General features: G+C 71.9%; 15 protein-coding genes. 13 read left to right on the top strand and 2 right to left on the bottom strand.

Features of this window, described 5'->3' with window-relative positions; genetic code table 11:
• Positions 1-51 precede the first annotated feature (51 nt).
• From ACIQ7Q_RS15525 to ACIQ7Q_RS15505, 5 genes are all read left to right on the top strand, one after another.
• On the top strand, positions 52-1,215 hold the full coding sequence (locus tag ACIQ7Q_RS15525; RefSeq protein ID WP_403862130.1) for a serine hydrolase domain-containing protein: 1,164 nt from the start codon (positions 52-54) through the stop codon (positions 1,213-1,215).
• On the top strand, positions 1,212-2,003 hold the full coding sequence (locus ACIQ7Q_RS15520) for an SDR family NAD(P)-dependent oxidoreductase (protein WP_403860994.1): 792 nt from the start codon (positions 1,212-1,214) through the stop codon (positions 2,001-2,003). Before ACIQ7Q_RS15525 ends, ACIQ7Q_RS15520 begins: the two co-directional genes overlap by 4 nt.
• A gap of 167 nt (positions 2,004-2,170) precedes the next feature.
• Positions 2,171-3,814 (top strand): penicillin-binding transpeptidase domain-containing protein, encoded by a 1,644-nt coding sequence (locus ACIQ7Q_RS15515; protein WP_403860991.1) that lies wholly within the window; start codon positions 2,171-2,173, stop codon positions 3,812-3,814.
• A 57-nt stretch (positions 3,815-3,871) separates the two neighbouring features.
• On the top strand, positions 3,872-4,396 hold the full coding sequence (locus tag ACIQ7Q_RS15510) for a YbaK/EbsC family protein (protein WP_403860988.1): 525 nt from the start codon (positions 3,872-3,874) through the stop codon (positions 4,394-4,396).
• Positions 4,393-5,268, top strand: a complete 876-nt coding sequence (locus ACIQ7Q_RS15505) for an EamA family transporter (protein WP_403860985.1) — start codon at positions 4,393-4,395, stop codon at positions 5,266-5,268. Before ACIQ7Q_RS15510 ends, ACIQ7Q_RS15505 begins: the two co-directional genes overlap by 4 nt.
• A 422-nt stretch (positions 5,269-5,690) precedes the next feature.
• On the opposite strand, the gene ACIQ7Q_RS15500 is transcribed toward ACIQ7Q_RS15505, so the two are convergent.
• Positions 5,691-6,431, bottom strand: coding sequence for an alpha/beta fold hydrolase (locus tag ACIQ7Q_RS15500; protein ID WP_403860982.1), 741 nt, complete (start codon positions 6,429-6,431; stop codon positions 5,691-5,693).
• A gap of 231 nt (positions 6,432-6,662) precedes the next feature.
• Positions 6,663-8,393, bottom strand: a complete 1,731-nt coding sequence (locus tag ACIQ7Q_RS15495) for a dolichyl-phosphate-mannose--protein mannosyltransferase (protein WP_403860979.1) — start codon at positions 8,391-8,393, stop codon at positions 6,663-6,665.
• A gap of 62 nt (positions 8,394-8,455) precedes the next feature.
• Between ACIQ7Q_RS15495 and rsmI the strand changes: the two genes are divergently transcribed.
• The 8 genes from rsmI to ACIQ7Q_RS15455 all read left to right on the top strand — a co-directional run bounded on the left by rsmI (position 8,456) and on the right by ACIQ7Q_RS15455 (position 17,542).
• On the top strand, positions 8,456-9,334 hold the full coding sequence (gene rsmI, locus ACIQ7Q_RS15490; RefSeq protein WP_403860976.1) for a 16S rRNA (cytidine(1402)-2'-O)-methyltransferase: 879 nt from the start codon (positions 8,456-8,458) through the stop codon (positions 9,332-9,334).
• 122 nt (positions 9,335-9,456) lie between these two features.
• The gene (locus tag ACIQ7Q_RS15485) at positions 9,457-9,909 is read left to right on the top strand and encodes a hypothetical protein (RefSeq protein WP_403860973.1); all 453 of its coding nucleotides are present in this window, start codon (positions 9,457-9,459) and stop codon (positions 9,907-9,909) included.
• Positions 9,910-9,966: 57 nt separating this feature from the next.
• The gene (locus ACIQ7Q_RS15480) at positions 9,967-10,866 is read left to right on the top strand and encodes a TatD family hydrolase (RefSeq protein ID WP_403860970.1); all 900 of its coding nucleotides are present in this window, start codon (positions 9,967-9,969) and stop codon (positions 10,864-10,866) included.
• Positions 10,867-11,308: 442 nt separating this feature from the next.
• Positions 11,309-12,514 (top strand): ubiquitin-like domain-containing protein, encoded by a 1,206-nt coding sequence (locus ACIQ7Q_RS15475; protein WP_403862127.1) that lies wholly within the window; start codon positions 11,309-11,311, stop codon positions 12,512-12,514.
• On the top strand, positions 12,511-13,371 hold the full coding sequence (gene rsmA, locus ACIQ7Q_RS15470; RefSeq protein WP_403860967.1) for a 16S rRNA (adenine(1518)-N(6)/adenine(1519)-N(6))-dimethyltransferase RsmA: 861 nt from the start codon (positions 12,511-12,513) through the stop codon (positions 13,369-13,371). Before ACIQ7Q_RS15475 ends, rsmA begins: the two co-directional genes overlap by 4 nt.
• Positions 13,368-14,300, top strand: coding sequence for a 4-(cytidine 5'-diphospho)-2-C-methyl-D-erythritol kinase (locus ACIQ7Q_RS15465; RefSeq protein WP_403860964.1), 933 nt, complete (start codon positions 13,368-13,370; stop codon positions 14,298-14,300). Before rsmA ends, ACIQ7Q_RS15465 begins: the two co-directional genes overlap by 4 nt.
• An 80-nt stretch (positions 14,301-14,380) precedes the next feature.
• Positions 14,381-15,700 carry an acyltransferase gene (locus ACIQ7Q_RS15460; protein WP_403860962.1) on the top strand — a complete coding sequence of 440 codons (1,320 nt, stop codon included), beginning with the start codon at positions 14,381-14,383 and terminating at the stop codon, positions 15,698-15,700.
• A 36-nt stretch (positions 15,701-15,736) separates the two neighbouring features.
• Complete coding sequence (locus tag ACIQ7Q_RS15455) at positions 15,737-17,542, top strand: ABC-F family ATP-binding cassette domain-containing protein (protein WP_403860959.1); 1,806 nt, start codon at positions 15,737-15,739, stop codon at positions 17,540-17,542.
• Positions 17,543-17,786 lie beyond the last annotated feature (244 nt).

Raw genomic sequence — 17,786 nt, 5'->3', positions numbered from 1 at the left:
CGCGGCACGTTGCACCATGGGGGGATGGGCGGCAGCGAAGGAGCAGACGTGATGGACGTCCGGGGCACGGTGGCGGACGGTTTCGAAGCGGTCGAGGACGCCTTCGTACGCAACTTCCAGCAGCGCGGTGAGCGCGGTGCCGCCGTTGCCGTCTACCGGCACGGGCGCAAGGTCGTCGACCTGTGGGCCGGTACGCGCGACGTCGACGGGCGCGATCCCTGGGCCGTCGACACCGCACAGGTCGTGCGCTCGGCGACCAAGGGCGTCGCCGCCGCCGTCGTCCTCGTACTCCACCAGCGGGGCCAGATCGACCTGGACGCACCGGTCGGCACCTACTGGCCCGAGTTCAAGGCCGCGGGCAAGGAGCGCGTACTCGTGCGCCACCTGCTGTCGCACCGCGCGGGGCTGCCGGTGCTCGACCGTCCGCTCACCCCTGCCGAGGCCGAGGACGGCGCGAGCGGACCGTCCGCGCTGGCCGCTCAGGCGCCGGCCTGGGAACCGGGCACCGACCACGGCTACCACGCGCAGACCTACAGCTGGCTCCTCGGCGCACTGGTCCACCGGGTCACCGGGCGCACCATGGGCCGCTGGGTCGCCGAGGAGATCGCCCGCCCGCTCGGCCTCGACCTCTGGATAGGACTGCCCAGGGACGAGGCCCACCGCGTCGGCCGGATCGGCCCGGTGACGGAGCCCGAGACCGCGCAGGGCGGTGGCCTCAAGCTGCGGCCCAAGCGCTCCGTGGCCGAGGCTTACCGCGACCCCGAGTCGCTCACCCGCCGCGCCTTCGAGGCCATCGACCCGATGCCCGACGAGAACGATGCCGCCTACCGCGCTGCCGAACTGCCTGCATCCAACGGCATATCCACCGCCCGCGCACTCGCCCGTTTCTATGCCGCGACCATCGGCGAGGTCGACGGCGGCCCCCGGCTCTTCGCCCCGGCCACCCTCACCCTCGCCCGGACCGAGGAGTCGGCAGGGCCCGACCGCATCCTGGTCGTCTCCACCCGCTTCGGTCTCGGCTTCATGCTGCACGGCCCCTCGTCGCCGCTGCTGGGTCCCGGCTCGTTCGGCCACCCCGGACGCGGCGGCTCCCTCGGCTTCGCCGACCCCGAGTCGGGCGTCGCGTTCGGCTACACGACCAACGGCATGCGCAGGGGCGTCACCGCCGATCCACGCGCCCAGGCACTGATCAGGGCGGTACGTTCGGCCCTATGAGGCGATTCGAGGGCTACGGCGTACTGATCACGGGCGCGGCGCGCGGCATCGGCGAGGCGACGGCACGCAGGCTGGCGTCCGAAGGCGCGCGGGTCCTGGTGACCGACATCGACGCGGAGGCCGCCCAGCGGACCGCGGCCACCATCGAGGGTGCCGCTTCCTGTCACTGCGACGTCGGTGACCGGGCGTCGGTCGAGGCCGCCGTCGCCTGTGCCGTGGAGCGCTTCGGCACCCTGGACGTCCTCGTGAACAACGCGTTCTCGTGCAGCCCGGACACTCCCCTGATCGAGGACCAGCCCGACGACGCCTGGAGCCGGGACCTGGACATCTCGCTGACGGGCGCGTTCCGTTGCGCCCGTGCGGCGATGCCGCATCTCGCAGCGCACGGTCGGGGCGCGATCGTCAACATCGGTTCGGTCAACGGCGAACAGGACTTCGGCAACCACGCCTACAGCGCGGCCAAAGCCGGTCTGGTGTCCCTCACCCGCACCCTGGCGGGCGACGCGGCGGCCAGGGGCGTCCGCGTCAACCAGGTCACGCCGGGCACGGTCCGCACCCCGTCGTGGGACGGCAGGCAGGACAGTCTCGAGGTCCTGAGCGGCGTCTATCCCCTTGGCCGCGTCGGCGAGCCCGAGGACATCGCGGCGGCGGTCGCGTTCCTCGCCTCCCGTGACGCCTCCTGGGTCACGGGCACGACCCTGCGCGTGGACGGCGGGCTGCTCGCGGTGAACACGGGTTTCCAGCGGATGCTCGCGGACGAGGCGGACCAGGGCGCACAGGACGGGTGAGCCGTCGGCGTGCCGGACTTCGACGTGCCGCCTTCGGCCAAGACGCGTGCCCGCAGTCGCGTTCGTATAACAACCGGCGCACCGGCCACTCATGTCCCGTAGAGTGCCGAGCGACCTGTGTCTTGAACGTGTTCAAGGCGCGCACTCTGGGGAGGGGGGCTGCAGTCATGCGCAGCGGAGCGAAGGTCGCCATCGTCGGCGGCGTGTTCGCCGTGGTCGCCGGTGGCGTCGGCTACGGGGGCTACAACCTGTACAACGGGCTGACCGGATCGGGCGGGGACACGAACGCGAGCACCAAGTCCGACTCCGGGCCCAGGGAGACCGGCCCGCCGAGCACGGACGAGATCGAGGAGACCGCCAAGGACTTCCTCACCGCCTGGGCCGAGGGCAAGGGCCCCGAAGCGGCCCAACTGACCAACAACGCCGCCGAGGCGGAGCCGCTGTTGAGCGGATACAGCCAGCAGGCGCACGTCACCAAGGCCGTGATCAAGCCCGGCGTGGCGGTGGGTGCGAAGGTGCCGTTCACGGTCGAGGCGACGGTGTCGTACGAGGGGGCCGGCAAGCCGTGGTCCTACTCCTCCGAACTGACCGTGGTGCGCGGGCTGACGACCGGGAAGGCGCTGGTCGACTGGCAGCCTTCCGTCGTCCACCCGAAGCTCACCAAGGGCACGTCGCTGGTGACGGCCGAGGCCGCCGCCCCGCCCATCAAGGCGGTCGACAAGGACGGCGTGGAGCTGACGGCGGAGAAGTATCCCTCCCTGGGGCCGGTCCTCGGCACACTGCGCGAGAAGTACGGCGACAAGGCCGGCGGCACTCCGGGCATCGAGCTGGCGATCACCTCGACCGACGCGAACGTGCCGGACCAGACCCTGCTCACGCTCACCAAGGGCAAGGAGGGCACGCTCCAGACGTACCTGGACGCGGGGGCCCAGGCTGCCGCGGAGAAGGCGGTGAAGAAGTACAGCAAGGCCTCGGTGGTCGCGATCGAGCCCAGTACCGGCCGGATCAGAGCGGTGGCCAACAATCCGGTGACCGAGTTCAACACCGCGCTCCAGGGCGCCCAGGCGCCCGGCTCCACGATGAAGATCGTGACTGCGGCGATGATGCTCGACAAGGGACTGGCGAACGGGCCGAACTCGCCCGTCGAGTGCCCGGCGACCGTCGACTGGGAGCGCACATTCCACAATCTCGAGGACTTCTCGCTCGGCAACACGACGCTCAAGCGGGCGTTCGCACGCTCCTGCAACACCAGCTTCATCAAGCCGGTCAAGCCGCTCGGCGCAGACGCGGGCAACGCCCTGGGCGACACCGCGCGGAAGTACTTCGGCATCGGTGAGGAGTGGCAGACCGGGGTCGTGACCCGGGACGGGTCGGTGCCCGCCTCGACGGGGTCCGAGACCGCCGCCTCCTACATCGGCCAGGGCAGGATCCAGATGAACGCCCTCAACGTCGCCTCCATCGCCGCGACCGTGAAGGGCGGCGTTTTCCGCCAGCCGGTGATCGTGCCGCAGTCCCTGGACGACCGCCAACTGGCCCGCGCCACACCGCTTCCCGGGTCGATGGCGGGCATCCTGCGCCAGTTGATGGCCGCCGCGGCGACGGGCGAGGGCACGGCCGCCGGCGCCATGGCCTCGGTCGGCGGGGCCAAGGGCGCCAAGACCGGATCCGCCGAGGTCGACGGGCAGGGCGACTCCAACAGCTGGTTCACCGGATACGCCGACGACCTCGCCGCGGCGGCGGTCGTCGACTCCGGCGGCCACGGTGCCGACGCGGCCGGTCCGGTGGTGGCATCGGTGCTGAACGCACGCTGACGCCCCCGCGTCGAAACACGTCGCATGGCCCGTACAGCTACCGCTAGCGTGCGGGCCATGAGCACTCACGCCACCGCCGACGCCCACCCCCGTTTCGCCGAGGCTCTGCGCGAGCTCGGTCTCGACGTCCCGGTACGCCGCTTCCCGGACGCCACACTCCCCCGTAGCCCCAAGGGCACGGGAGGTGCCTCCATCGCCGCGCAGTCGGCGGCCGTGATCGGCTGCGAGGTCGGCGAGATCGTGAAGTCGCTGATCTTCCAGGCGGACGGCGTGCCGGTCCTGGTCCTGATGGACGGCGGGTCGCGGGTGGACGTCGAGCGGGTACGGCAGGAGTTCGGCGCTGAGTCGGTCGGGCGCGCCGACGCCGACCTGGTCCGTGAGACGACCGGATACGCGATCGGGGGCGTACCGCCGTTCGGCCACCGCACCCGGACGAGGGTGCTCGCCGACCGGGGGCTGCTCGACCACGACATCGTGTGGGCCGCGGCCGGTACGCCGCACTCGGTGTTCCCGCTCGACCCCAAGACTCTGGTCGCCCACGCGGGGGGCACTCCGGTGGACGTCCGCGAGCGCACGGCGTGACGCCGCTGGTCGCCGCGGCGGTCCTCGCCGCCGCGGTCACCCACGCCGGCTGGAACGCCATCGCGCACGCCGTCAAGGACCAGCTTGTCGCGTTCACGCTGATCGGCGGCGGAGCCGCGGTCCTCGGCGCGCTGATCGCGCCGTTCGTCCCGCTGCCGGCGGCGGGCGCCTGGCCGTACCTCATAGCCTCCGCGCTGCTGCACGTCGGCTACCAGGTGCTGCTGATGCGGTCGTTCAGCCTCGGCGACTTCGGCCAGATGTACCCGATAGCGCGCGGCACGGCCCCGCTCGTGGTGACGGTCGCCGCGGTGTTCCTCGTCGACGAGCGGCTGAACGGCTGGCAGTTGGGCGGCGTGGTGTTCGCCTCCGCCGGTCTGGTGGGGGTCGCGTTGTGGGGCATCCTCCCGCTCGGACGGCGGAAGTCCGCGGGCTCGGGCAGCCGGCCCCACTGGCCGGCCATCCTCGCCGCGCTCGCGACCGGACTGTCGATCGCCGCCTACACGGTGGTCGACGGCCTCGGTGTACGCGCCGCCGGCACACCGATCGGCTACATCGCGTGGCTCATGATCCTCGAAGGCATCCTGATCCCCGCGTACGCGGTGTACTCCCGCAGAGGCGAACTGCTCGGCCAGCTGCGCCCGTACGCGGCCCGCGGCCTGCTCGGCGCCGCCCTGTCCATGGCGGCGTACGGCCTGATCCTCTGGGCCCAGACCCGCGCCCCGCTCGCCCCGGTGGCGGCGCTGCGCGAGTCGTCGATCATCGTGGGCGCGGCGATAGGGGCGGCGTTCTTCAAGGAACGCTTCGGCGCCCCCAGGATCGCGGCGGCAGCGCTGATGGTCGTGGGCATAGGTCTGATGCTCAGGGCGGGCTGACCGACCGCGCCCGGCGACCCGGACCGGAGCCGCGCGGTCGCTCGTGCGTCCTGAGAGCGCCTGCATCCAGGTGTCCGGCTCGGTCGTGGCCGGACTGACACGTAGCTCTTCTGCGGGTACCTCAGTGGTGGCGACCGGTCGCGCCTGTCGCTCCTTTCGCCCCGGTCGGGCTCGTGGGACCGGTCGGGCCGACGGCGTCGTCCTGGCATCTGTCATCGCCGCCGGTACGGGCGGGAACGGGCGGCATGGTGTTGCGGCCGCGTCAGGTGTCGGGGTGGGGATCCGTGATCCGGACGGCCGATGCCTTGCGGTCGCTCGTGGCTGGGGCGTGTGTGGGGGTAACGCACAGCGCATACGTGGGAGCACCGGCCCCGCCCGAAGCGGGTGACCATGACGCTCGTCAGCACCTGGCCGGCGCACGGTCAGTCCTCGTACAGGCCGACGCCCTCGCCGGCCGCCGCGCGCACCAGGACGTCGGCCAGATCCACCGGGGTGGAGAGCATCGGGTAGTGGCCGGTGGCCAGTTCGAAGAAGGTGACTCCGGGCTCGGCGAGCTTGGTGAACCGCGGCAGGCCGGTGCCGTGCAGCGTACGGGCGAACTCCAGGCTGAGGCCGTTCGCGAGGCAGAACACCCCGGTGGTGGGGAGCTTGAGCCAGGCGCCGGTCAGTTCGATCGGCTCGGTGACGGTCCGGACCGGATGCGGGGTGGCCAGGCGGTGGTAGCGCTCCAGCTCGGCCGGCGGGACGGCGTGCACCGCCGGGATCTCCTCGGGCACCGGGATGACGCCGCCGAGGGCGCGGTCCAGCAGGCCGAGCTGCGGCATCTGCGCCACCACCGACTCACCCGGCTCCGGGAAGCCGGTGTCCACGAACACCACCCGGGCGACCTGTCCGGGGCGCCGGTCGGCCGCCGCCAGGGCGGGGAAGATGCCGTAGCTGTGCGCCACCAGCACAACCCCCGGGCCCTCGGCGTCGAGCAGCGCCGTCACGGCGTCGGTGTGCTCGCCCAGCCCGACGCCGGCGGGGCCCTCCCCCGCCCGCTCGGCCATGCCGGGCAAGGTGACCGGATGCGGCCGGTGCCCTTGCGCGGTCAGCTCGGCGGCTACCGCCTCCCAGGCCCAGCCACCCATGAAAAGCCCCGGGACCAGCAGAAACGTCGTCATGACAGACCTCTTTCGAAGCATCACCTGTGCGGTCGGTCAGGACGGTAGGAGCTCCCCCTGGGGGAGATTCCAGCCGCTTCCGGCGCGCGGGCCCGGCGAGATCCGCCGGACAGACCCTGGTCGTCGGGCCGTGTCCGGGCCGTCCAGGGGTGGTCGTAGCCGACCCCCGATGACCGCCGACACCGACGACGGGCTCGAGACCTCTCGAGGTCGAGTCCGTCCTCGCTGCAGCTACACCCAGGTGTCCAGCCACATCCGGTTGCGCCACTCGTCCAGCGGGATCGGGGTGCCCGTGTAGATGGGCCAGAAGTAGATGAAGTTCCAGATGATCAGCAGTACCAGCACGCCCGCTCCGATGGCGCCGACCGCGCGGCGGCGTTCGTCGGAGCCCGGTGGGCCGAGGATCGCGCCGATCATCATCGCGACGGCCAGACACAGGAACGGGACGAACACGACCGCGTAGAAGAGGAAGATCGTCCGCTCCTGGTAGTGCAGCCACGGCACCCAGCCCGCCAGGATCGCGCACAGGATCGCACCGGCGCGCCAGTCGCGGCGGAACAGCCAGCGCCACGCGACGTAGCAGATGGCGAAGCAGGCGGCCCACCACAGGAGCGGCGTGCCGAGCGCCAGGACTTCGGCGGCGCACTTTTCGGCGGCGTCCTCCGGGCAGCCGGCGACGCCCGGCTCCGGGTCCTCGTAGTAGTAGGAGACCGGGCGGCCCAGCACCAGCCAGCTCCACGCGTTGGACTCGTAGGTGTGTCCGGAGGTCAGGTTGACGTGGAAGTCGTAGACCTGGTTCTCGTAGTGCCAGAGGCTGCGCCACCAGTCGGGGAAGAGCCAGCTCCAGTCGCTGTTCCTGCCGCCCTCCGAGCTCGCCCAGTTCCGGTAGTAGCCCTTGTCGGTGACGATCCAGCCGGTCCACGAGGCGATGTACGTGACGATCGCCACGGGGACGGTCGACACGAACGCGGGCACCAGGTCCTTCTTCAGGACCGCGAGGTACGGCCGCACCGCACCCGCCGTGCGCCGCGAGCCCACGTCCCACAGCACGCTCATCACACAGAACGCGGCCATCACGAACAGCCCGTTCCACTTGGTGCCGGCCGCCAGCCCCAGCATCAAGCCGGCCGTCAGCCGCCACGGCCGCCAGCCGAGTCGCAGTGTCTGCGCGACCCACGCGTCGGGCCGCAGTACGCCGCCCTCGTCCTCGGGGAGCGCCGCCGCGAGTCTGCGCCGTGACCAGTCGCGGTCGAGGACCAGCGCGCCGAACGCGGCCAGCACGAAGAACATCAGCACCAGGTCGAGCAGCGCCGTGCGGCTCATCACGAAGTGCAGGCCGTCCACCGCCAGCAGCAGGCCGGCGAGACAGCCGAGGAACGTCGAGCGGAACAGCCGGCGTCCGATGCGGCAGAGCATCAGCACCGACAGCGTGCCGAGCACGGCGACCATGAACCGCCAGCCGAAGGGCGAGAAGTCGATCATCTTCTCGCCGAGGCCGATGACCCATTTGCCGACCGGCGGGTGCACCACGTAACCGGGGTCGGTGGGGACGGTGACGGCGGACGGATCGTTGAGGATCGACTTGTCGATGTTCTTGGGCCAGCTGCCCTCGTACCCCTGGTTGACCAGGGCCCATGCGTCCTTGGCGTAGTACGTCTCGTCGAATATCACCGCCTTCGGCTCGCCGAGTTTCCAGAACCGCAGCAGCCCCGCGACCAGTGCGACCAGCAGCGGCCCGCCCCATGAGGCGATCTTCAGCAGCGGCTCCACATCACTCCGGCGGATGCCGAACACGGGCCACAGCCGCTCCGACGGCCGCGTGTACGGCGGCACAAGGCGGTCCCGCAGGCCGATCACGGGCCGGGGCGTATAGCCGAATCGGCGCAGCCGGTTCTCCCAACCGGGCGGCTGCTGTTCGGCGTCGTCCTTGCCCCGCAGGGGCTGTGGCGCGGTACTGGTCACCGCGCCATCGTAAGGAACACGGCTGTGCGGTTGGTGCTCCTGGGGCTGGGAGGATGGCCACTGTGACTGGAACGCTGGTACTCGCAGGGACCCCCATCGGCGATGTGGCGGACGCGCCGCCCCGCCTCGCCGCCGAACTTCAGGGCGCCGACATCGTCGCCGCCGAGGACACGCGCCGTCTGCGCCGCCTCACCCAGGCGCTCGGCGTGCACACGAGCGGCCGGGTCGTCTCCTACTTCGAGGGCAATGAGGCCGCCCGCACGCCGGAGCTGGTGGAGGCGCTGGCGGGCGGGGCGCGGGTGCTGCTGGTCACCGACGCGGGCATGCCGTCCGTCTCCGACCCCGGCTACCGGCTGGTCGCCGCCGCGGTGGAGGAGGGCATCAAGGTCACCGCGGTGCCGGGGCCGTCGGCCGTGCTGACCGCGCTGGCGCTGTCCGGCCTGCCCGTGGACCGGTTCTGCTTCGAGGGCTTCCTGCCGCGCAAGGCAGGGGAGCGGCTGGGCCGGCTCCGCGAGGTCGTGGGGGAGCGGCGCACCCTCGTCTACTTCGAGGCCCCGCACCGGCTCGACGACACGCTCGCCGCCATGGCCGAGGTCTTCGGCGCCGACCGCAGGGCCGCGGTGTGCCGCGAGCTGACCAAGACATACGAGGAAGTGAAGCGCGGGGGCCTCGGGGAGCTGGCGGCCTGGGCGGCCGAGGGCGTGCGCGGCGAGATCACCGTCGTCGTGGAGGGCGCGCCGGAGACCGGTCCCGAGGATCTCGGTGCGGACGAGCTGGTGCGGCGGGTGCGGGTGCGCGAGGAGTCGGGGGAGCGGCGCAAGGAGGCCATCGCCGCTGTCGCCGCGGAGGCGGGCCTTCCCAAACGGGAGGTGTTCGATGCCGTCGTGGCGGCAAAGAATGCGGCTCGACCGGCGTCGGGTGAGGGTAAAGGGATATCGTAAATAGGCAAAGCGCAGACCGTGTCCTGCCCTCTTTTCGTATGGAAGGACCAAAGACTCGACAGGCGCTGATGCGCTCCCGCCGAAAAGGGCGTCCACTGGTTCGGTGGAGAGGAGCAGCCGGCATGAGTGAGACCACAGGCACCGCCAAGGTTCATGAGGCATATTCCTTCGCCTGCATGCGTTGCGGGCACGGGTGGGAACAGTCCTACGAGATCGAGCACCACGTCGACACGTCGGGTCAGGAATTCATCGTCTACAAGACGGACGGTCGGCGTGTTCCGTCACCGCTGTCCAGTCCGACATGCCTCAACTGCGGCGGACACGTCGTGCGGATCATGCGGGCGGGGCGGGTCTCCTCGGTGCAGAACATGATGGCGCAACTGGAAGGGGCGACCACGCCCTCCGGGGCGCCCGTCGCATCCGGTGGGCCGGTGCCGGGCGAGCGGCAGCCCGCCCGGGAGACGGCCGGAGCCGCGACGGCCGCGGCGGACACCCCGGCGAGCGAGGGCGCCCAGGGCGAGTCGCGCCCCTGGCACCTGTCCGACCTGCTGCACCCCTTCCAGCACCGCAAGTAGTCACTGCGGTGGGCCCATGGGCGCGGGCCTCTGCGCGGGACTCGTAGGATCGCGCCCATGAGTTCGAAGTCCGCACCGCCGCCGCTGCCCGAACCGCTCGGTGTCGAGGTCGCCGACTCGCACACCCATCTGGACATGCAGGACGGCACCGTCGAGGAGGCCCTCGCCCGGGCCGCCGCGGTCGGTGTGACCACCGTCGTCCAGGTCGGCTGCGACATCAAGGGCTCCCGATGGGCCGCGGAGACGGCCGCCGCGCACCGCGAGGTGCACGCCGCGGTGGCCCTCCATCCGAACGAGGCTCCGCGGATCGTGCTTGGAGATCTTGGGGGCACCTCCCAGGCCCCTGGGGCCGGGGGAGGGGGGTCACGGCTGGGCGCCAGGGAGGCGGGCGGGGACGCCGCACTCGACGACGCCCTCGCGGAGATCGACCGGCTGGCCGCCCTCGACGAGGTCAAGGCCGTCGGCGAGACCGGTCTCGACTACTTCCGAACGGGCCCCGAGGGGATTGCGGCGCAGGAGCGTTCTTTCCGTGCCCACATCGAGATCGCGAAACGGCGCGGCAAGGCGCTCGTCATTCACGACCGTGAGGCGCATGCGGACGTGCTGCGGATTCTCGCCGAGGAAGGCGCGCCCGAGCGAACGGTCTTCCACTGCTACTCCGGCGACGCGGAAATGGCACAAGTGTGCGCGGCCGCGGGCTACTTCATGTCCTTCGCGGGAAACGTGACCTTCAAGAACGCGCAACCGCTGCGCGCCGCACTCGCGGTGGCGCCCGCCGAACTGGTGCTCGTGGAAACCGACGCGCCCTTTCTGACGCCGGCGCCCTACCGCGGACGGCCCAACGCGCCGTATCTGATTCCGGTGACGCTGCGCGCGATGGCGGGGGTCAGAGGGGTGGACGAGGACACCATGGCCGCGGCGATCGCGGCCAATACCGCCCGCGCGTTCGGTTACTGACCGGATCGGGGTGAGCCCTCCGCTCGGCGACGCAGAGTGTTCGCGTCGCTTTGGAGAGTGACGACTGCTCCGCTACTGTCCGATTCCACTTGGCTACCGGACCTTACGGAGCGTCGTGAGCGTGGGTAATTCGCAGGGCAGTCACCGCGCGACGCGCGGCGGGCATCGCGCGTCCACGCGACCGGCGCCGGCCGTCACCGACAGCGCCTCGGACGCGGCGCCGCCCTCGGTACGGCCCCCGGTCGCTCCCGTTCACGGGGGCGCCGGCGAGCCCACGGTCGTGGCCGCGCGGCTCGCGGCGGCGTATGCGCCCACCCTTCCGTACGTGCACCTGGGCGCCGACGCCGGCCGGGCGGCACCGCTGCACCATCAACAGGCCGTGGCGCAGGCGCCCACCCTGCCGTACGTGGATCTGCGCCCCACCGGCCCGGGCCGGCCGCCGCTGCCGCGGCAGTCCCCCGGAGCGGACACGGCCACCGACACAGGCGCGGACGGCGGCGCGGGCGGGCGGGGGCAGGCGCGGCGGGCCGCGCGTCGGCGGAAGCCCGCCGAGCGGCCGGAGACCCTGCGGCGGCTCGTGCCCCAAGCGCTTGTCGTCGCGTTCCTCGCCGGCGGGACGTCCGCCTTCGTCGCCGCCGACAAGGCGGTCCGCCTCACCGTCGACGGCGTACCGAAGACGATGCACACCTTCGCCGACGACGTACGCGAACTCCTCGACGACGAAGGGCTCGACGTCGGTGCGCACGATGTCGTCGCCCCCGGCCCGAACGCGGCCGTCGACAGCGGCGACGAGATCGTCGTCAGCCACGGCAGGCCGCTGACGCTCACCCTCGACGGCCGTCGCGAGCGCGTCTGGACGACGGCCCGCACCGTCGAGGAAGCCCTGCGGGGCCTCGGGGTCCGTGCCGAGGGCGCGCATCTGTCCGTCCCGCGCTCCGCCGCGATCCCCCGCACCGGGCTGGTCCTGGACGTGCGGACGGAGCGGGCCGTGACCTTCATGGCCGACGGCCGCGAGCGCACCATCCGCACCAACGCCGCCACGGTGCACGAGGCACTGGGCGAGGCGGGGATCGTGCTGCGTGGCCAGGACACCACCTCCGTACCGCCCACCGGCTTCCCGCGCGACGGCCAGACCATCACCGTCATGCGGATCAGCGACACCCGGGAAGTACGCGAGGAGCCGATCGTCTTCTCCGTGGAGAAGACCAGGGACGCGGCGCTCTTCGCCGGCACCGAGGTCGTCGTACGGCAAGGAGCCCCCGGCGTGCGCCGGGTCGTCTACGCGTTGCGAACGGTCAACGGCGTCCGCCAGAAGCCGCGGCGGATCTCCGAGGAAGTGGTGCGCGAGCCCGTCACCGAGCAGGTGAGGGTGGGCACCCGGCAACTGCCGTCCTCGGTGCGCGGCGCCGACGGCCTGGACTGGGCCGCCCTCGCCCACTGCGAGTCCGGCGGACGGCCCGGCGCCGTCGACCCTTCGGGCAACTACGGCGGCCTCTACCAGTTCGACACCGGCACCTGGCGCGCGCTCGGCGGCACCGGCCGCCCGCAGGACGCCCCCGCGGAGGAACAGACGTACCGGGCGAAGAAGCTCTATGTGCAGCGGGGGGCGAGTCCGTGGCCGCACTGCGGCCGTAGGCTGTATCGGTGAGCACCACTGATCCCGACGCACTCCTCGGCCCCGCCGACATCCGCGAGCTGGCCGCCGCGCTGGGCGTACGGCCCACCAAACAGCGTGGCCAGAACTTCGTCATCGACGCCAACACGGTCCGCCGGATCGTCCGCACCGCGGAGGTGAAGCCGGACGACGTCGTCGTCGAGATCGGCCCCGGCCTCGGGTCGCTGACCCTCGGGCTGCTGGAGGCGGCGGACAGCGTCGTCGCGGTCGAGATCGACGACGTGCTCGCCGCGGCCCTGCCCACGACGGTCGCCGCGCGGTTGCCCGAGCGAGCCGCGCGCTTCTCACTGGTGCACTCGGACGCGATGCACGTGCGGGAGCTTCCCGGACCGCCGCCGACCGCGCTCGTGGCGAACCTGCCGTACAACGTCGCCGTGCCGGTGCTGCTGCACATGCTCGACCGCTTCCCCACCATCGAGCGGACCCTGGTCATGGTCCAGGCCGAGGTCGCCGACCGGCTCGCGGCGAAGCCCGGCAACAAGGTGTACGGAGTCCCCTCCGTGAAGGCCAACTGGTACACCGAGGTCAAGCGGGCCGGCGCGATCGGCCGCAACGTGTTCTGGCCCGCGCCGAACGTGGACTCGGGGCTCGTGTCACTGGTCCGGCGGGCGCAACCGGTGGCGACGACGGCCTCCAAGGCAGAGGTCTTCGCGGTCGTCGACGCGGCCTTCGCACAGCGGCGCAAGACCCTGCGCGCGGCGCTCGCCGGATGGGCCGGCTCGCCGGCCGCGGCGGAGGAGGCGCTGGTCGCGGCAGGCGTGTCGCCGCAGGCGCGGGGCGAGTCGCTGACGGTGGAGGAGTTCGCACGGATCGCGGAGGCGAAGAAGTGAGTGCTGGGGAGGGCCGGGAGGGTGCGCGCGAGAGCGTGACCGTACGGGTGCCGGCCAAGGTCAATGTGCAACTGGCGGTCGGCGGGGCGCGCCCCGACGGATTCCACGACCTCGCCAACGTCTTCCTCGCGGTGGGGCTGTACGACGAGGTGACGGTGCGCCCCGCGCCGTCGCTGACGATCACCTGCTCCGGGCCGGACGCCGGGCAGGTGCCCCTGGACCGTACCAATCTGGCCGCGCGCGCCGCCGAGCTGTTGGCGTCACGGCACGGCATCTCGCCCGACGTGCACATCCACATAGCCAAGGACATTCCGGTCGCCGGCGGCATGGCGGGCGGCAGCGCGGACGGTGCGGGCGCGCTGCTGGCGTGCGACGAGCTGTGGGGCCTTCGCTCCTCACGGGCCGAACTGCTTGCCATCTGCGCCGAGTTGGGCAGCGACGTGCCGTTCAGCCTGGTGGGCCGGGCGGCGCTGGGCACGGGACGCGGCGAGCAGCTGGTGGAGCTGGAGGTCGGCGGGAGCTTCCACTGGGTGTTCGCCGTGGCGGACGGAGGACTCTCGACACCCGCCGTGTACCGCGAGTTCGACCGGATGAACGAGGGCGTGCGCGTCCCGGAGCCGGTGGCCTCCGCCCTGCTGCTGGAAGCACTGCGCACGGGAGACGTCCTCGCGCTGGCCGACGCGCTGTCGAACGACCTCCAGCCCGCGGCCCTGTCCCTGCGCCCCTCGCTCGCGGACACGCTGTCCGTGGGTGTCGCGGCCGGGGCGCTCGCCTCCCTCGTCTCGGGCTCGGGCCCGACGACGGCGTTCCTGACGAAGGACGAGGAGTCGGCGCGGGCGGTCGCGGCGGCGCTGACGGCGTCGGGGACGTGCCGCACGGCGCGGGTCGCGGGGGCGCCTGCGGCGGGCGCGACGGTGGTCGCGGGCTGAACGTGGGCGCCGTGTACTCAGCGCGCAGGTGAGTACGAGCGCCCTCCCGCCGGCCCCGGGTCCCGCGGCACCGTACTCGCATGGGAACAAGCGCTCGTGAGCTCGCCGACCTCACACCCGATACCCGGGACCGGTACATCGACCTGCTGCGGGTGGTCTCGCTCGGGACCGTCGTCGCCGGCCACTGGCTGATGGCCGCCGTCACCGACGACGGCGTCGGGAACCTGCTCGCCGTCGTGCCCGAGCTGCAACTGCTCACCTGGGCGCTGCAGATCATGCCCGTGTTCTTCTTCGTCGGCGGGTTCTCGCACGCCCTCTCGTACCGTTCGCTGCGACGCAAGCACCCGGACCGGTCCGTGTACTCCGTGTTCCTGCGTGCCCGGCTGCGGCGGCTGCTGCGGCCCACGATGGCCTTCGTGCTCGTCTGGGGCACGGCCGCGCTCGTCGTGCAACTGCTCGGCGGGGGCGGCGGAATGACCGGGGTCGCGTTGCGGCTCGTGACACAGCCGCTGTGGTTCATCGGGATCTATCTCGCCATGGTCGCGTTCACGCCGCCGCTGCTGAAGCTGCACGAGCGCTACGGGTGGGCCGCCTTCGGCGCGCTTCTCGGCGCTGCCGTCGCCGTGGACGTGCTGCGCTTCGCCGCCGGCGTTCCCTTTGTGGAGTTCCTGAACTTCGCCTTCGTCTGGCTCGCCGTCCACCAGCTCGGCTTCCTGCGAGCCGACGGGCGCATCCGGGCGCCCGCCGCACTCGCGGGGGCCGGTCTCGCCGCGGCCGCCGCGCTCGTCGCCCTCGGGCCGTATCCGCTGTCCATGGTCGGCATGCCCGGCGAGAAGGTCTCGAACATGGCCCCCCCGACGCTGGCCCTGCTCTGCCACGGGCTGTGGCTGGTCGGCGCCGTGGAGCTGTTCAAGGGGCGGGGCGCGGCCCTGGTGAGCCGTCCGCGCGTCTGGCGGGGTGTCGTGGCTGCCAACGGGATCGCCATGACCGCTTTCCTGTGGCATCTGACGGCCATGCTGGGGATCTACGGGGCCATGATCGCGACCGGTATCACCCTGCCGGAGCCCGCGACGGGCAGCTGGTGGGCGCAGATGCCGTTGCGCATCGCCGCCGCGGCGGGGCTCACGGCGCTGCTCGTCGCCGTCTTCCGCGGCTTCGAGCGGCCGGCGGGCGCCGCGGCCGCGCCCGTGCCGGGCACCGGGCCGATCGCCGCCGTCGGGATCACGCTCTGCCTGTTCGGCATCCTCGGTCTGTCCATGGTCGGCTTCGGCGGGCTGCTCGAAGGACGCACGGCCACGCTGATCGCCGTGCAGGTCAGCGCCCCCGCCGCGGTGGCCATGGCGCTGGGCGGCTGGCTGCTGGTGGAACGGGCGGGCCGGGGCATCGTGCCCGACAAGTAGGCTGGGAGGTCGATCGTTCCCCCCGTCAGGAGAGTAATGGCCGTCAACCTGGTCAATGTCGAGGCAGTCAGCAAGGTGTACGGAACACGCGCCCTGCTCGACGGCGTCTCCCTCGGCGTCTCCGAGGGGGACCGCGTCGGTGTCGTCGGCCGCAACGGCGACGGCAAGACCACCCTCATTCGTATGCTCGCCAAGCTGGAGGAGCCCGACACCGGGCGGGTCACCCAGAGCGGCGGCCTGCGGCTCGGCGTGCTCACGCAGCACGACTCCCTCGACCCCGAGGCGACCATCCGGCACGAGGTCATCGGAGACCTCGCGGACCACGAATGGGCGGGCAACGCCAAGATCCGGGACGTGCTGACCGGGCTCTTCGACGGCCTCGACCTGTCCGGGTTCCCGCAGGGGCTCGACACGGTCATCGGGCCGCTGTCCGGCGGTGAGCGCCGGCGTATCGCCCTCGCCCAGCTGCTGATCGCCGACCAGGACCTGCTCGTCCTCGACGAGCCCACCAACCACCTCGACGTCGAAGGCATCGCCTGGCTGGCGAGGCATCTGCAGGCCCGTCGCTCCGCGCTCGTCTGCGTCACCCACGACCGCTGGTTCCTCGACCAGGTCTGCACCCGCATGTGGGACGTGCAGCGCGGCGCGGTGTACGAGTACGAGGGCGGCTACTCCGACTACGTGTTCGCCCGGGCCGAGCGGGAGCGGATCGCGGCGACCGAGGAGAGCAAGCGGCAGAACCTGATGCGCAAGGAGCTGGCATGGCTGCGGCGCGGCGCCCCGGCCCGTACGTCCAAGCCTCGCTACCGCATCGAGGCGGCGAACGAGCTGATCGCCGACGTGCCGCCGCCGCGTGACACGTCCGAGCTGATGAAGTTCGCCTCCGCCCGCCTCGGCAAGACCGTCTTCGACCTCGAGGACGTGACGGTCCAGGCCGGGCCCAAGGTGCTGCTGAAGCATCTGACCTGGCAGCTCGGCCCCGGCGACCGGCTCGGCCTGGTCGGCGTGAACGGCGCCGGCAAGACCTCGCTGCTGCGCACGCTTGCCTCCGCCGCCGTCTCCCAGGGCGACGAGCAGCCCGTGGCGGGCCGGGTCGTCGTCGGCAGGACCGTACGGCTCGCGTACCTCTCGCAGGACGTCACCGAACTGCCGCCGACCCTGCGGGTGCTGGAAGCAGTCCAGCAGATCCGCGAACGGGTCGACCTCGGCAAGGGCCGCGAGATGACCGCGGGCCAGCTGTGCGAGCAGTTCGGCTTCGGCAAGGAGAAGCAGTGGACGCCTCTCGGCGACCTGTCCGGCGGTGAGCGGCGCCGGCTCCAGCTGCTGCGCCTGCTGATGGACGAGCCGAACGTCCTGTTCCTCGACGAGCCCACCAACGACCTCGACATCGAGACTCTGACCCAGCTGGAGGACCTCCTCGACGGCTGGCCCGGCACCATGGTGGTCATCTCCCACGACCGGTTCTTCCTCGAGCGGACCACGGACCGTACGTTCGCGCTGCTCGGCGACGGCACGCTGCGGATGCTGCCGCGCGGCATCGACGAGTACCTGGAGCGCCGGGCGCGGATGGTCGAGGCAGCCGCCCCGACGCCGCCGCCCGCACAGGCCGCCGCGGTCAAGGAGAAGTCGGCCGCCGATGTCCGCGCGGCCAAGAAGGAGCTGCAGCGGATCGAGCGGCAGCTCGACAAGCTCTCCGACCGGGAGAGCAAGCTGCACACTCAAATCGCCGACAACGCAACAGACTTCGCGAAGGTGGCCGAACTGGACGCGAAGCTGCGTGAACTCGCCGGAGAGCGTGACGAGTTGGAGATGCGCTGGCTCGAGTTGGCGGAAGACGCCTGACCGGACCGCGGGAACAGCCGCGTAGAGAAGCCGTGCAGAGCGAGTAACAACCCCATCACGGGCCGGTCCTCCCTTGGGAACAGGGGAGGACCGGCCCGCTCCGCGTGCGTCGTGGGTGATACAAAGAAGGCCCGCTCGACTGACGTAGAACAACGGAATCCTTGTCCGATTCACTCCACTCCGGGGCAACTTGCCGGCCGGAACCGGAGCGGGGGAGTACGGCCGGGCAGCAGACCGTACGAAA

It is taken from the genome of Streptomyces sp. NPDC096176 (genome assembly GCF_044763255.1).
Lineage (GTDB): Bacteria > Actinomycetota > Actinomycetes > Streptomycetales > Streptomycetaceae > Streptomyces.
The sequence above is the reverse complement of the archived record's forward strand: the minus strand, read 5'-3'. Positions and strand labels throughout refer to the sequence as shown.

What these genes read in the sequence shown, in the direction of transcription:
- ACIQ7Q_RS15510 (WP_403860988.1), top strand. Translation starts at nt 3,872, where the DNA reads ATGAGCACTCACGCCACCGCCGACGCCCACCCCCGTTTCGCCGAGGCT.
- ACIQ7Q_RS15520 (WP_403860994.1), top strand. Translation starts at nt 1,212, where the DNA reads ATGAGGCGATTCGAGGGCTACGGCGTACTGATCACGGGCGCGGCGCGC.
- ACIQ7Q_RS15455 (WP_403860959.1), top strand. Translation starts at nt 15,737, where the DNA reads ATGGCCGTCAACCTGGTCAATGTCGAGGCAGTCAGCAAGGTGTACGGA.
- ACIQ7Q_RS15460 (WP_403860962.1), top strand. Translation starts at nt 14,381, where the DNA reads ATGGGAACAAGCGCTCGTGAGCTCGCCGACCTCACACCCGATACCCGG.
- ACIQ7Q_RS15525 (WP_403862130.1), top strand. Translation starts at nt 52, where the DNA reads ATGGACGTCCGGGGCACGGTGGCGGACGGTTTCGAAGCGGTCGAGGAC.
- ACIQ7Q_RS15480 (WP_403860970.1), top strand. Translation starts at nt 9,967, where the DNA reads ATGAGTTCGAAGTCCGCACCGCCGCCGCTGCCCGAACCGCTCGGTGTC.
- ACIQ7Q_RS15515 (WP_403860991.1), top strand. Translation starts at nt 2,171, where the DNA reads ATGCGCAGCGGAGCGAAGGTCGCCATCGTCGGCGGCGTGTTCGCCGTG.
- ACIQ7Q_RS15485 (WP_403860973.1), top strand. Translation starts at nt 9,457, where the DNA reads ATGAGTGAGACCACAGGCACCGCCAAGGTTCATGAGGCATATTCCTTC.
- ACIQ7Q_RS15500 (WP_403860982.1), bottom strand. Translation starts at nt 6,431, where the DNA reads ATGACGACGTTTCTGCTGGTCCCGGGGCTTTTCATGGGTGGCTGGGCC.